At 54.7% G+C, this 14,903-nt stretch carries 6 protein-coding genes, 4 tRNA genes and 4 rRNA genes; all 14 read left to right on the top strand.

Annotation, left to right across the window (positions count from 1 at the left end; translation table 11 throughout):
* The first annotated feature begins 253 nt into the window (after positions 1 to 253).
* A 16S ribosomal RNA gene (locus C8C92_RS06000) occupies positions 254 to 1,784 on the top strand.
* Between the two features lie 98 nt (positions 1,785 to 1,882).
* A tRNA-Ile gene (locus C8C92_RS06005) sits at positions 1,883 to 1,959 on the top strand.
* 21 nt (positions 1,960 to 1,980) lie between these two features.
* Positions 1,981 to 2,056 (top strand) — tRNA-Ala (locus C8C92_RS06010).
* 238 nt (positions 2,057 to 2,294) lie between these two features.
* Positions 2,295 to 5,170, top strand: a 23S ribosomal RNA gene (locus C8C92_RS06015).
* A 137-nt stretch (positions 5,171 to 5,307) separates the two neighbouring features.
* A 5S ribosomal RNA gene (gene rrf, locus C8C92_RS06020) occupies positions 5,308 to 5,420 on the top strand.
* Together the 16S, 23S and 5S rRNA genes with 2 tRNA genes alongside form the textbook arrangement of a ribosomal RNA operon.
* A 127-nt stretch (positions 5,421 to 5,547) precedes the next feature.
* The gene (locus tag C8C92_RS06025; RefSeq protein WP_099764279.1) at positions 5,548 to 6,237 is read left to right on the top strand and encodes a response regulator transcription factor; all 690 of its coding nucleotides are present in this window, start codon (positions 5,548 to 5,550) and stop codon (positions 6,235 to 6,237) included.
* Positions 6,224 to 7,450 (top strand): HAMP domain-containing sensor histidine kinase, encoded by a 1,227-nt coding sequence (locus tag C8C92_RS06030; RefSeq protein WP_116743266.1) that lies wholly within the window; start codon positions 6,224 to 6,226, stop codon positions 7,448 to 7,450. The genes C8C92_RS06025 and C8C92_RS06030 overlap by 14 nt, the downstream gene beginning before the upstream one ends.
* A 219-nt stretch (positions 7,451 to 7,669) precedes the next feature.
* Positions 7,670 to 8,359, top strand: coding sequence for an acid phosphatase (locus C8C92_RS06035; protein ID WP_116743267.1), 690 nt, complete (start codon positions 7,670 to 7,672; stop codon positions 8,357 to 8,359).
* A gap of 62 nt (positions 8,360 to 8,421) precedes the next feature.
* Complete coding sequence (locus tag C8C92_RS06040; protein WP_099760555.1) at positions 8,422 to 9,900, top strand: DUF2868 domain-containing protein; 1,479 nt, start codon at positions 8,422 to 8,424, stop codon at positions 9,898 to 9,900.
* Positions 9,897 to 11,387: a DUF3482 domain-containing protein gene (locus C8C92_RS06045; protein WP_099760554.1), complete on the top strand. Its 1,491-nt coding sequence runs from the start codon at positions 9,897 to 9,899 to the stop codon at positions 11,385 to 11,387. The genes C8C92_RS06040 and C8C92_RS06045 overlap by 4 nt, the downstream gene beginning before the upstream one ends.
* Positions 11,388 to 11,425: 38 nt before the next feature.
* A complete protein-coding gene (locus tag C8C92_RS06050) occupies positions 11,426 to 12,505 on the top strand; it encodes a tartrate dehydrogenase (RefSeq protein WP_099760553.1) in 1,080 nt (359 codons plus the stop codon).
* Between the two features lie 432 nt (positions 12,506 to 12,937).
* Positions 12,938 to 14,468, top strand: a 16S ribosomal RNA gene (locus C8C92_RS06055).
* A 98-nt stretch (positions 14,469 to 14,566) separates the two neighbouring features.
* A tRNA-Ile gene (locus tag C8C92_RS06060) sits at positions 14,567 to 14,643 on the top strand.
* A gap of 67 nt (positions 14,644 to 14,710) precedes the next feature.
* A tRNA-Ala gene (locus tag C8C92_RS06065) sits at positions 14,711 to 14,786 on the top strand.
* The last annotated feature ends 117 nt before the right edge of the window (positions 14,787 to 14,903 follow it).

Consider the following 14,903-nt stretch of genomic DNA (forward strand, 5'->3'; position numbering starts at 1 on the left):
CAAATAAGCAGTACCGAATACCGTTCTTTAACAATTAACAGTCGATAAGTGTGGGCATTTGATGTAAGTGCAGCGTCAATCTTCGGATTGGCGTCTAACTTAAAATATCAAATGTTCACAAGAAATAATGAAATAGGATACTTCTTAGGAAGTAGCCTGTCAGTTTTTTGAGTGAGCAAATCTTTTGTAATGCAAAAGATTTGGATGGTAGTGATACTGTCCGACCTGTCAGAAATGACATTAAACAGAGATTAAACTGAAGAGTTTGATCCTGGCTCAGATTGAACGCTGGCGGCATGCCTTACACATGCAAGTCGAACGGCAGCACGGAGCTTGCTCTGGTGGCGAGTGGCGAACGGGTGAGTAATATATCGGAACGTACCCTAGAGTGGGGGATAACGTAGCGAAAGTTACGCTAATACCGCATACGATCTAAGGATGAAAGTGGGGGATCGCAAGACCTCATGCTCGTGGAGCGGCCGATATCTGATTAGCTAGTTGGTAGGGTAAAAGCCTACCAAGGCATCGATCAGTAGCTGGTCTGAGAGGACGACCAGCCACACTGGAACTGAGACACGGTCCAGACTCCTACGGGAGGCAGCAGTGGGGAATTTTGGACAATGGGCGAAAGCCTGATCCAGCAATGCCGCGTGAGTGAAGAAGGCCTTCGGGTTGTAAAGCTCTTTTGTCAGGGAAGAAACGGTGAGAGCTAATATCTTTTGCTAATGACGGTACCTGAAGAATAAGCACCGGCTAACTACGTGCCAGCAGCCGCGGTAATACGTAGGGTGCAAGCGTTAATCGGAATTACTGGGCGTAAAGCGTGCGCAGGCGGTTTTGTAAGTCTGATGTGAAATCCCCGGGCTCAACCTGGGAATTGCATTGGAGACTGCAAGGCTAGAATCTGGCAGAGGGGGGTAGAATTCCACGTGTAGCAGTGAAATGCGTAGATATGTGGAGGAACACCGATGGCGAAGGCAGCCCCCTGGGTCAAGATTGACGCTCATGCACGAAAGCGTGGGGAGCAAACAGGATTAGATACCCTGGTAGTCCACGCCCTAAACGATGTCTACTAGTTGTCGGGTCTTAATTGACTTGGTAACGCAGCTAACGCGTGAAGTAGACCGCCTGGGGAGTACGGTCGCAAGATTAAAACTCAAAGGAATTGACGGGGACCCGCACAAGCGGTGGATGATGTGGATTAATTCGATGCAACGCGAAAAACCTTACCTACCCTTGACATGGCTGGAATCCTTGAGAGATCAGGGAGTGCTCGAAAGAGAACCAGTACACAGGTGCTGCATGGCTGTCGTCAGCTCGTGTCGTGAGATGTTGGGTTAAGTCCCGCAACGAGCGCAACCCTTGTCATTAGTTGCTACGAAAGGGCACTCTAATGAGACTGCCGGTGACAAACCGGAGGAAGGTGGGGATGACGTCAAGTCCTCATGGCCCTTATGGGTAGGGCTTCACACGTCATACAATGGTACATACAGAGCGCCGCCAACCCGCGAGGGGGAGCTAATCGCAGAAAGTGTATCGTAGTCCGGATTGTAGTCTGCAACTCGACTGCATGAAGTTGGAATCGCTAGTAATCGCGGATCAGCATGTCGCGGTGAATACGTTCCCGGGTCTTGTACACACCGCCCGTCACACCATGGGAGCGGGTTTTACCAGAAGTAGGTAGCTTAACCGCAAGGAGGGCGCTTACCACGGTAGGATTCGTGACTGGGGTGAAGTCGTAACAAGGTAGCCGTATCGGAAGGTGCGGCTGGATCACCTCCTTTCTAGAGTTTGCACGAATCAGTAATGATTCACGCATCAAATGTTCACACTTATCGGCTGTTTAATTAAGAAGAAACAGTAGTCGTAGTAGCACCGCGTTGGGGCTGTAGCTCAGCTGGTTAGAGCACCGTGTTGATAACGCGGGGGTCGTTGGTTCGAGTCCAACCAGCCCTACCAGCTAATTAGTACATAATTCCCGGGGGATTAGCTCAGCTGGGAGAGCACCTGCTTTGCAAGCAGGGGGTCGTCGGTTCGATCCCGTCATCCTCCACCACGTTTTACTCGAAAGTGCAAACGTAAGCCTCTGGGTTTAGGTTTGATCTTTTAGCGATCAAAGCTGTTTCGTTCTTTAACAATCTGGAAGAAGTAAAGATTATTTATTGATTGGTTTGCCGTAAAACGCAAATCGATGGGTAATGATTGTATGTATCAACAAACAAGCAACAACGTTGTACTTTCTTATCCCTGTAGCGCTCTTTCATCATGCAAATGATGAGAGGCTAACGTTATAGGGACAAGCGAATAAGTGCACATGGTGGATGCCTTGGCGATTACAGGCGATGAAGGACGTAGTAGCTTGCGATAAGCTGCGGGGAGTGAGCAAACACACTTTGATCCGCAGATTTCCGAATGGGGCAACCCACCCTTTTAGGGTATTGCATACTGAATACATAGGTATGCAAGGCGAACGCGGCGAACTGAAACATCTAAGTAGCTGCAGGAAAAGAAATCAACCGAGATTCCCAAAGTAGCGGCGAGCGAAATGGGAAGAGCCTGTACGTGATAGTCGGACCGATAACAGAATCCTCTGGAAATAGGAGCCATAGTGGGTGATAGCCCCGTATGTGAAATTGGACCGGTGATACTAAGCGTACGACAAGTAGGGCGGGACACGTGACATCCTGTCTGAATATGGGGGGACCATCCTCCAAGGCTAAATACTCGTAATCGACCGATAGTGAACCAGTACCGTGAGGGAAAGGCGAAAAGAACCCCGGAAGGGGAGTGAAATAGATCCTGAAACCGTGTGCATACAAACAGTAGGAGCGGACTTGTTCCGTGACTGCGTACCTTTTGTATAATGGGTCAGCGACTTACATTCAGTGGCAAGGTTAACCGCATAGGGAAGCCGTAGAGAAATCGAGTCCGAATAGGGCGATCAGTCGCTGGGTGTAGACCCGAAACCAAGTGATCTACTCATGGCCAGGATGAAGGTGCGGTAACACGCCCTGGAGGTCCGAACCCACTAATGTTGAAAAATTAGGGGATGAGCTGTGGGTAGGGGTGAAAGGCTAAACAAACTTGGAAATAGCTGGTTCTCTCCGAAAACTATTTAGGTAGTGCCTCAAGTATCACCATCGGGGGTAGAGCACTGTTATGGCTAGGGGGTCATTGCGACTTACCAAACCATTGCAAACTCCGAATACCGATGAGTGCGAGCTTGGGAGACAGACGTCGGGTGCTAACGTCCGGCGTCAAGAGGGAAACAACCCAGACCGCCAGCTAAGGTCCCAAAGATTGGCTAAGTGGAAAACGAAGTGGGAAGGCTAAAACAGTCAGGATGTTGGCTTAGAAGCAGCCATCATTTAAAGAAAGCGTAATAGCTCACTGATCGAGTCGTCCTGCGCGGAAGATGTAACGGGGCTAAGCCAGTCACCGAAGCTGCGGATATCCTTTATTGGATATGGTAGGAGAGCGTTCTGTAAGCCTGCGAAGGTGTCTTGTAAAGGATGCTGGAGGTATCAGAAGTGCGAATGCTGACATGAGTAGCGATAATGGGGGTGAAAAGCCTCCACGCCGTAAGCCCAAGGTTTCCTGTTCAACGTTCATCGGAGCAGGGTGAGTCGGCCCCTAAGGCGAGGCAGAGATGCGTAGCTGATGGGAAGCAGGTTAATATTCCTGCACCGTCGTATGATGCGATGGGGGGACGGATCGCGGAAGGTTGTCCAACTGTTGGAATAGTTGGTTTTTGGCTCATAGAAGGCACTTAGGCAAATCCGGGTGCGGAATTCAAGGGGTTGAGACGAGTGCACTTGTGCATGAAGCAATCGGAAGTGGTTCCAAGAAAAGCCTCTAAGCTTCAGTCATACGAGACCGTACCGCAAACCGACACAGGTGGGCGAGATGAGTATTCTAAGGCGCTTGAGAGAACTCGGGAGAAGGAACTCGGCAAATTGGTACCGTAACTTCGGGAAAAGGTACGCCCCGGTAGCTTGATTGGTTTACTCCATGAGGGTGAAAGGGTTGCAATAAACTGGTGGCTGCGACTGTTTAATAAAAACACAGCACTCTGCAAACACGAAAGTGGACGTATAGGGTGTGACGCCTGCCCGGTGCTGGAAGATTAAATGATGGGGTGCAAGCTCTTGATTGAAGTCCCAGTAAACGGCGGCCGTAACTATAACGGTCCTAAGGTAGCGAAATTCCTTGTCGGGTAAGTTCCGACCTGCACGAATGGCGTAACGATGGCCACACTGTCTCCTCCCGAGACTCAGCGAAGTTGAAATGTTTGTGATGATGCAATCTACCCGCGGCTAGACGGAAAGACCCCATGAACCTTTACTGTAGCTTTGCATTGGACTTTGAACCAATCTGTGTAGGATAGGTGGGAGGCTTTGAAGCGGGGACGCTAGTTCTCGTGGAGCCAACCTTGAAATACCACCCTGGTTTGTTTGAGGTTCTAACCTTGGTCCGTTATCCGGATCGGGGACAGTGCATGGTAGGCAGTTTGACTGGGGCGGTCTCCTCCTAAAGTGTAACGGAGGAGTTCGAAGGTACGCTAGATACGGTCGGACATCGTGTTGATAGTGCAATGGCATAAGCGTGCTTAACTGCGAGACTGACAAGTCGAGCAGGTACGAAAGTAGGACATAGTGATCCGGTGGTTCTGTATGGAAGGGCCATCGCTCAACGGATAAAAGGTACTCTGGGGATAACAGGCTGATTCCTCCCAAGAGTTCATATCGACGGGGGAGTTTGGCACCTCGATGTCGGCTCATCACATCCTGGGGCTGTAGCCGGTCCCAAGGGTATGGCTGTTCGCCATTTAAAGTGGTACGTGAGCTGGGTTTAAAACGTCGTGAGACAGTTTGGTCCCTATCTGCCGTGGGCGTTGGAAATTTGAAGGGGGCTGCTCCTAGTACGAGAGGACCGGAGTGGACGTATCTCTGGTGTACCGGTTGTCACGCCAGTGGCATTGCCGGGTAGCTAAATACGGAAGAGATAACCGCTGAAAGCATCTAAGCGGGAAACTTGCCTTGAGATGAGATTTCCCAGAGCCTTGAGCTCTTTGAAGGGTCGTTCGAGACCAGGACGTTGATAGGCTGGGTGTGGAAGTGCAGTAATGCATTAAGCTAACCAGTACTAATTGCCCGTACGGCTTGTCCCTATAACCTTAGCAGGTACAGAGGATAAGACGGTACAACGTTGTGCGTTTGTTGATACTACTATTCATTACCCAATCTTTGCTTCTTCCAGATTCAGGCTTTGTCGCTCCACTGAGGACAAATGCCAGTACAAGTTATGCCTGATGACCATAGCAAGTTGGTCCCACCCCTTCCCATCCCGAACAGGACCGTGAAACAACTTTGCGCCGATGATAGTGCTGCAACCAGTGTGAAAGTAGGTTATCGTCAGGCTTGTTATTCGCAGTAGAGAAAAACCCCGCCAGCAATGGTGGGGTTTTTTTTCGTCTGGTGGTTTTGTTTGGCGCTGGTGGTGGTGTCGGATGACGGCTGGCGGCCTAATCCGAACTACAATGGCGGTATGCGCATTCTGATCATTGAAGACAATCCCGATATTCTTGCCAATCTCTACGCCTATCTGGAACCGAAGGGCCATGTGCTCGATTCGGCCATGAATGGCTATGCCGGCCTGGCCTTGCTGGCCCAGCATGAATACGATGTGATCGTGCTCGATGTCATGCTGCCCGGCCTGACGGGACTGGAACTGTGCCAGAAACTGCGCAGTGAATTGCGCAATAGCACGCCAGTGCTGATGCTGACGGCGCGCGATACCCTGCAAGACAAGGTCGCCGGTTTTGACAGTGGCGCCGATGATTACCTGGTCAAGCCATTCTCGCTGCTGGAACTGGAAATCCGCCTGAAAGCCTTGCTGCGCCGCGCGCGCGGGCAAACGACGGCGGCCACCGTGCTGGCTGTGGGTGAGCTGCGTTTCGACACGGAAAAATTCGAAGTCCGACGCGCGGGCCAACCCCTGACCTTGACCAGGACCGGTTACATCATCCTGAAATGCCTGATGACCGAAGCGCCCAAGCTGGTGCCGCGCGAGTTGCTCGAGCATGAGGTCTGGGGCGATGACCGGCCCGACAGCGATGCCCTGCGCACGCACATCCATGCGCTGCGGCAAGTGCTCGACAAACCGTATGCCTTTCCCATGTTGCGCACCATTCCCGGCATCGGCTATAAATTATTGAGTAGCGATGCGCCCGTTTAAATCGCTGAAGCGGCGCATCATCGTTGCCTACCTGCTGTTTGCTCTTGTGGCGAGCATCTTTTTTGCCATTATTGCCGCCATCGCCGTCGAGGGCATCGAAGTGCGCCTGGTTGACGAGCGCCTGAAAGAAGTGGCGGCCTGGGCCTCACCCAGGCATGCGGCCGGCTTGTCTGTCGGAATGCCAGCCGGCTTGAGCTTTCATCACTCTGAAGATACGCCGTTGCCCTTGCGTGGCTTGGCGCCCGGCATGCATGAGAAAACCGTCGACGGTGTCGATTTGCACGTGCTGGTCGGCAGCGATGTGCATGGGGAATTCGTCGTCATCGATCATGCCACCGAGTATGAAAAGATCGAGCTGGTGGTGTACAGCATGTTTGCCCTCGCTTTTGTCGGTTTCCTGATTTGCGCTTCGCTGCTGGGCGCCTTCATCGCCAATCGCTTGATTACGCCAATCATGTCGCTGACGCAGGCCGTCAAGGCCGGACAGGTGGCGTTGCCACTGCAGGACAGTGCCGATGAATTGGGGATATTGGCACGCGCTTTTGCCGAACGTACGGCGGAGTTGACCGAAGTTCTTGACCGTGAACGCTTTTTTACGGGCGATGTCAGTCATGAATTGCGCACGCCGCTGACCGTGATCACGGGGGCGGCGGAAATCCTGATGGAACACGGCGGCGATGACCCGCTGGTGCGCTCCGCCTCCGAACGGATCTACCGGGCTGCGCACGAAGCGAGCGACTCCGTGACGGTGCTGCTGCGCCTGGCGCGCGCGCCGGAATTGCTGGAGTGCACGTCACTCTCCGTGGCGGAACTGGCTCGCCAAGAATGCCTGCGCTGTCAATCATATACGGCAGGCAAACCGCTTACCCTGGTGTTTGCGGATGGCGAGGACTTTCTGGTCAACGCCCCGCGTGAATTGCTGGCCGCCGCGATTGGCAACCTGGTGCGCAATGCCTGCCAGTACACCTTGCAGGGGGAAGTGATCGTGCGCCTGGCAGGACGCGCGCTGATCGTCGAGGATACGGGGCCGGGCTTGCCCGAAGCGGCCCGCGCGCGCCTTCTGCATCAACCCGTACCGGCCAATCTGAGTGGTTCATCCGGCACAGGTCTTGGGTTGGGCCTGGTTCAACGCATCTGCCTGTATCTGGGCGCGGACCTGGCGTTCAATGTCCGCCCCGCTGGCGGCACCATGCTGCGGATTGATTTCATTTAAGCCGGCTTTTTGCGAGCACTTAACGAAAACTTAACGCCCTGTTGACGCGTAATTCATGCCGATACTTGTAAGGTGGTTCTGGAAGCGCGTCTCCCCCCGTCCGTGTTGTGCACGGCGGGCAGCGTCATGTTCTCTTCATATTGACACTGTACGATGACTTCCATGGCTGCAGTCCTGTGCCGCCAGTCCCTTTCATCTCATCAAGTAATGTGTGCACCCATGCTGGCCAAGCTTAAACTCGTCAAAACTCCCAAAGGCATTGATAGCATCCTGATGCTGTCAGCCATGCTGATCCTCTGGATCGGCAATTACAGCAACCTCGACCTCATGATCGCCGACAGTATGTTTGATGGGCAGCGTGGGCAATTTGCCGGCGCTGACAGCGCGTTGGTGGGCAGTTTTCAGTTTGGCATGACCTTGCTTGGCGCCGCCGTGATCGGCCTGGCCATCTGGGATACCTTGCGTCCGCTGGCCTGGCTTGCATCACGCCGCAGTGCCTTGCGTGTCGTGGCCCTGTCGGCCATCTTGGTGCCGCCAAGCATCTATTTGCTCTCTACCTTCAGCGATGTGCCTTGCCCCACGGATTTGCTGCGCTATGGCGGACTGGAACCTTACGCGCGCATGCTGGAAACATTGCCCGCCAGTGCGTCTGCCATGGCTTGCCTGCCGGCGACCCAGGCAAACATTGCCTGGTGGATGCTGGCCTTACCATTGTTCTGCCTGCCAGCACGGCCACGCATGGCGCTTCTGCTGGCAGGGATTATGCTGCTGTGCGGTTTGGCGGCAGGCTGGCAGCAGCAGTTGCAAGGTACGCAATTTTTCACGCACACCTTGTGGTCTGCCTGGATCGCTGCTTTTCTGATATATCTGCTGCATCATTTGTTCCGGGCCGAGGACGCGTTGGCCTGAAACACAAAAGTACGTCACAATCTGCCTGTCTAGTTGTCGTTTCATACAAAAACAGGAGCACCATGAACGAGCAGATTGCGAGAGAAGTGGTATTGGTCCGTGCTATCGAAACGGCCGATCAGAAAAAAGAAGTCCTCAGCGAGGATGACCGCATGTATGCCAGCCGCAGCGCGCGTGAGCTTGCGCAGTGGCAAGCCTCGGGCAAGCAGGCCGAAGTCACGGGGGACGATTTCCTGCAGCAGCGCTCCGAGCTGATCCTCAAGCGCCTCACCGAGCGCACCCCCGCCTTCGCTGCGTTTGCGAAGCGTCGCAACGGCATGAAAACCCTGGCGCTGACCTTGCCATTGCTGGCCCTGCTGCTGGGTGCCGGGCTCGACCGCATTACCGATCCGCACCGCGTCGACCTGCTGTCGGCGCCCTTGCTGCTGATCATCGCCTGGAATGTGCTGGTCTACCTGGGCTTGCTGATCTGGCTATGCATCCCCTCGCACTCTCTGGGTTGGCCAAAAGCGGGATTAGTGCGCCACCTGAGCGTGGGCCGCCTGGCCTTGCCGCGCAAGCTGCCGCACGCCCTGTCCTCGGGCTTGCTCAGTTTCATGGGGGAATGGGCGCACCTGAGCGCCAAGCTGACGGCCGCGCGCCTGAGCCGTACCATTCATTTGAGCGCCGCCATGTTTGCCATCGGTGCCGTCGCATCGCTGTATGCGCGCGGTTTCCTGTCGCAATACGCGGCCGGCTGGGAAAGCACCTTTTTGAGTGCCAGCCAGGTGCACAGCCTGCTTTCGACCCTGTTTGCGCCAGCGATTGCTCTGTTTCATTTGCAAGGTTTTTCGCTGGCGGAAATCGAAGCGCTGCGTTTCCCGCAAACGACGACTGTGGAAGGTGGCGCGCGCTGGGTGCATTTGTATGCAGCAACGATTTTCCTGCTGGTCGTCGTCCCCCGCCTGATCCTGGCCCTGGTCAACAATTGGCGCGCCGCGCGCCTGGCCAAGCACTTTCCGCTGGATCTCGATCAACCGTATTTCCGCAAGCTCAATGAAAGCATCGGCGTGGCCACGGGCGGCATGCTGCGCGTCTTGCCGTACAGCTTTACTGTCGATGAGGCGCGCCACAAGGGCCTGGGCCAGCTGTCCATCATGCTGTTTGGCGAGCAGGGGCGCATGATGCTGCGTCCATCGACGTCGTATGGCGAAGAGCCGCAGGAGGTCTTGCGCGGCACCGACTTGAATGATCCGCAAGTCAATATCACGGCCGTGCTGTTCAACCTGACGGCGACGCCGGAAAAGGAAAATCACGGCGCCTTCCTCGCTTACCTGGTGCAATCGTCGACACGCGGCATCGCCGTCCTGATCGACGAGTCCAGCTATTTGGAGCACGCTGGCGAGCAGGCGGATAACGGCGCGCGTCTGGCGGAGCGAGTTGCCTTGTGGCAGCAATTCTGTCAGTTCCATCAAACCACGGCCACCTTGGTCAATTTGCTCAATCCCGCCTTGCACCCGCTCGACGCCGGTGTCGGCTTGAAAGTATCGGCCGCAGCATGAGTGTGAATGTGAATAAAGATGTCCAGGATGATGCGGTGCAGATTCAGTTTGCGCTGATTTCGCATACGAATAATGGCAAGACGACGTTGGCGCGCACCCTGGTGGGCGTGGATATCGGCGAAGTGCGCGACGCCGCGCACGTGACCGTGTTTGCGGAATCGCACATTTTGCTGGCCACGCCGCAGGGCGATGCCCTGCAATTGTGGGACACGCCTGGCTTTGGCGACTCCGTGCGCTTGCTCAAGCGTCTCGGGCAGTCGGGCAATCCCATCGGCTGGTTCCTGCGCGAAGTGCTGGACCGTTATCGCGACCGCCCGTTCTGGCTCAGTCAGCAAGCGTTGCGCACGGCCAAGGACGCGGCCGACGTGGTGCTATACCTGGTGAATTCTTCGGAAAACCCCAGGGATGCTGGTTACTTGCCGGCGGAAATGAAAATTCTCGAATGGCTGGGCAAGCCGGTGGTGGTCTTGCTCAATCAGATGGGGCCGCCGCGTCCGGGCAATGAGGAGCACAGCGAGCAGGCGCGCTGGCGCGAGCATTTACAGCAATATTCCATCGTGCGCGACGTACTGGCGCTCGATGCCTTTGCTCGCTGCTGGGTGCATGAACGTGTGTTTTACGAAGCCGTGGGCAAGTTGTTGCCGCAGTCGCAGCAAGCCGGCTATGCGCGCTTGTTTACTACTTGGCAAGAGCAAAATACGGCGCGTTTCCAGCAGGCCATGCGCTTGCTGGCTACGCAGCTGGCCGTGGCTGGGCAGGATCGCGAAGCCATCGAGCCCGTCTCCAAGGGCTTGCTGAAATCGGCCTTGCAAGTTGTGGGTATCGGCAAGAATGCTGAACAGCAAAGGCAAGAAAAGGCCATGGCCAATCTGGTGGCGCGGCTCAATACGCACAGCGGCGAAACGACGCGTGAACTATTGATCTTGCACAAACTCGATCCTACCGATGCACATAAGATCAATAGCCGGATACGGGAAAATTTCGCCGTGCGCGCGCCGATCGACAAGGCGCAGGCGGGGTTATTGGGCGCCATGATTTCCGGTGCGGCGACGGGCTTGTCGGCTGACCTGATTTCCGGCGGCCTGACCTTGGGCACGGGCGCTTTGCTCGGCGGCGTGGTCGGTGCACTGACGTTTGCGGGTGCGGCCTGGGGTTTTAATTCCGGCACGGACCGCAACGAGCCCACCATGCAATTTACGGATGCCTTCCTGCGTACCCTGGTGGTAGCGGGTGTGCTGCGTTACCTGGCGGTGGCGCACTTTGGCCGCGGCCGCGGCAACTTTGTGGAAAGCGAAGCGCCAGCCTTCTGGCAAGATGAGGTCGAGCAAGCCGTGGCGCGCCATGAAGGCGCGTTGGCCGAGTTGTGGAAAGAAGTGCGCCGCGAGAAATCGAATGAACTGGCGGCCGAGCGTGTGCAGCCCATTATCGCGGCGATTACTGCCGATGTGCTGGCGCGTCTGTACCCGGATGTGGCGCAGCAGATGTAAATACGGGCTTCCATCGTTTATTTCCAACAGGGTTTCCCATGAGCACACATAAAATCGCCGTCATTGCCGGCGATGGCATCGGCAATGAAGTCATGCCGGAAGGGCTGCGTGTTGTCGAGGCCGCCGCGCGCCGCTTCAATATCGACCTGCAGTTTACGACCATGGCATGGGCGAATTGCGACTATTACCTGGAGCACGGCCAGATGATGCCCTCGGACTGGTTTGCCCAGCTCAAGGATTTCGACGCCATCTATTTTGGCGCCGTGGGTTGGCCGGACAAGGTACCCGACCATATCTCGCTGTGGGGTTCGTTACTCAAATTCCGGCGCGAGTTCGACGAATACGTCAACTTGCGTCCCGTGCGGCTGATGCCGGGCGTGCCGTGTCCGCTGGCGAACAAGAAGCCGGGTGATATCGACTTTTATGTGGTGCGGGAAAATACGGAAGGAGAATATTCCTCCGTGGGCGGGCGCATGTTCGAGGGGACAGAGCGCGAAACGGTGCTGCAGGAATCCGTGTTTACGCGCAAGGGCGTCGACCGCATCCTCAAGTATGCATTTGAGCTGGCGCAAAGCCGGCCCAAGAAACACCTGACCTCGGCCACCAAGTCGAATGGCATCGCCATCAGCATGCCGTATTGGGATGAGCGGGTGGAAGCGATGGGGCCGAGCTTTCCCGATGTCCGTTGGGATAAGTACCATATCGACATCCTGGCGGCCCGCTTTGTATTGAGCCCCGAGCGCTTCGACGTGGTGGTGGCTTCGAATCTGTTTGGCGACATTCTGTCCGACCTGGGCCCGGCCTGTACGGGGACGATTGCCATCGCACCATCGGCCAATATCAATCCGCAGCGCACTTTCCCCTCAGTATTTGAGCCGGTGCACGGTTCCGCCCCTGATATCTATGGCCAGAATATCGCCAACCCGATCGGCATGATCTGGTCGGGCGCCATGATGCTGGACTTTCTCGGCAATGGCGATGCCCATTACACGGCGGCACATGACGCGATTGTGCACGCCATTGAGCAGGTGCTCGAGCATGGCCCGCGAACACCGGACATGGGCGGCGGCGCCAGTACGACCGAGGTGGGCATGGCGGTTGCCGAATTGCTGAAATAAAGCTTGCCGCCCGTGGGCGCCTTTGCTATAGTTCGCCTCCCCAATGAGACGCAGCAGTTTGCGAAACAACGGGATCGCTGGAAACGGTGAGGGTAGTAAAAAAGAAGGTTGACGAAATAGCCGAAACGCTTCATACTCTCCCTTCTTCGCAGCTGACAAACACAACGCTTTGTCGATAGCGCGAAAGCAGTACCGAATACCGTTCTTTAACAATTAACAGTCGATAAGTGTGGGCATTTGATGTAAGTGCAGCGTCAATCTTCGGGTTGGCGTCTAACTTAAAATATCAAATGTTCACAAGAAATAATGAAATAGGATACTTCTTCGGAAGTAGCCTGTCAGTTTTTTGAGTGAGCAAATCTTTTGTAATGCAAAAGATTTGGATGGTAGTGATACTGTCCGACCTGTCAGAAATGACATTAAACAGAGATTAAACTGAAGAGTTTGATCCTGGCTCAGATTGAACGCTGGCGGCATGCCTTACACATGCAAGTCGAACGGCAGCACGGAGCCTGCTCTGGTGGCGAGTGGCGAACGGGTGAGTAATATATCGGAACGTACCCTAGAGTGGGGGATAACGTAGCGAAAGTTACGCTAATACCGCATACGATCTAAGGATGAAAGTGGGGGATCGCAAGACCTCATGCTCGTGGAGCGGCCGATATCTGATTAGCTAGTTGGTAGGGTAAAAGCCTACCAAGGCATCGATCAGTAGCTGGTCTGAGAGGACGACCAGCCACACTGGAACTGAGACACGGTCCAGACTCCTACGGGAGGCAGCAGTGGGGAATTTTGGACAATGGGCGAAAGCCTGATCCAGCAATGCCGCGTGAGTGAAGAAGGCCTTCGGGTTGTAAAGCTCTTTTGTCAGGGAAGAAACGGTGAGAGCTAATATCTCTTGCTAATGACGGTACCTGAAGAATAAGCACCGGCTAACTACGTGCCAGCAGCCGCGGTAATACGTAGGGTGCAAGCGTTAATCGGAATTACTGGGCGTAAAGCGTGCGCAGGCGGTTTTGTAAGTCTGATGTGAAATCCCCGGGCTCAACCTGGGAATTGCATTGGAGACTGCAAGGCTAGAATCTGGCAGAGGGGGGTAGAATTCCACGTGTAGCAGTGAAATGCGTAGATATGTGGAGGAACACCGATGGCGAAGGCAGCCCCCTGGGTCAAGATTGACGCTCATGCACGAAAGCGTGGGGAGCAAACAGGATTAGATACCCTGGTAGTCCACGCCCTAAACGATGTCTACTAGTTGTCGGGTCTTAATTGACTTGGTAACGCAGCTAACGCGTGAAGTAGACCGCCTGGGGAGTACGGTCGCAAGATTAAAACTCAAAGGAATTGACGGGGACCCGCACAAGCGGTGGATGATGTGGATTAATTCGATGCAACGCGAAAAACCTTACCTACCCTTGACATGGCTGGAATCCCGGAGAGATTTGGGAGTGCTCGAAAGAGAACCAGTACACAGGTGCTGCATGGCTGTCGTCAGCTCGTGTCGTGAGATGTTGGGTTAAGTCCCGCAACGAGCGCAACCCTTGTCATTAGTTGCTACGAAAGGGCACTCTAATGAGACTGCCGGTGACAAACCGGAGGAAGGTGGGGATGACGTCAAGTCCTCATGGCCCTTATGGGTAGGGCTTCACACGTCATACAATGGTACATACAGAGCGCCGCCAACCCGCGAGGGGGAGCTAATCGCAGAAAGTGTATCGTAGTCCGGATTGTAGTCTGCAACTCGACTGCATGAAGTTGGAATCGCTAGTAATCGCGGATCAGCATGTCGCGGTGAATACGTTCCCGGGTCTTGTACACACCGCCCGTCACACCATGGGAGCGGGTTTTACCAGAAGTAGGTAGCTTAACCGCAAGGAGGGCGCTTACCACGGTAGGATTCGTGACTGGGGTGAAGTCGTAACAAGGTAGCCGTATCGGAAGGTGCGGCTGGATCACCTCCTTTCTAGAGTTTGCACGAATCAGTAATGATTCACGCATCAAATGTTCACACTTATCGGCTGTTTAATTAAGAAGAAACAGTAGTCGTAGTAGCACCGCGTTGGGGCTGTAGCTCAGCTGGTTAGAGCACCGTGTTGATAACGCGGGGGTCGTTGGTTCGAGTCCAACCAGCCCTACCAGTAAAAACAAACCCGGGGGTAAGGTGGACACTAGTCCAGCCAGACCTACCAGTAACACAGATACCCAGGGGGATTAGCTCAGCTGGGAGAGCACCTGCTTTGCAAGCAGGGGGTCGTCGGTTCGATCCCGTCATCCTCCACCAAAGTTTTACTCGAAAGTGCAAATGTAAGCCAGTCAAACAGACCCGGTTTAGATTTGATCTTTTAGCGATCAAAGCTGTTTCGTTCTTTAACAATCTGGAAGAAGTAAAGATTATTTA

Source organism: Janthinobacterium sp. 78 (assembly GCF_003096775.1).
Classification (GTDB): Bacteria; Pseudomonadota; Gammaproteobacteria; order Burkholderiales; family Burkholderiaceae_D; genus Janthinobacterium; species Janthinobacterium tructae.

Coding starts and splice junctions, on each gene's coding strand:
- C8C92_RS06025 (WP_099764279.1), top strand. CDS start 5,548: ATGCGCATTCTGATCATTGAAGACAATCCCGATATTCTTGCCAATCTC.
- C8C92_RS06030 (WP_116743266.1), top strand. CDS start 6,224: ATGCGCCCGTTTAAATCGCTGAAGCGGCGCATCATCGTTGCCTACCTG.
- C8C92_RS06035 (WP_116743267.1), top strand. CDS start 7,670: ATGCTGGCCAAGCTTAAACTCGTCAAAACTCCCAAAGGCATTGATAGC.
- C8C92_RS06040 (WP_099760555.1), top strand. CDS start 8,422: ATGAACGAGCAGATTGCGAGAGAAGTGGTATTGGTCCGTGCTATCGAA.
- C8C92_RS06045 (WP_099760554.1), top strand. CDS start 9,897: ATGAGTGTGAATGTGAATAAAGATGTCCAGGATGATGCGGTGCAGATT.
- C8C92_RS06050 (WP_099760553.1), top strand. CDS start 11,426: ATGAGCACACATAAAATCGCCGTCATTGCCGGCGATGGCATCGGCAAT.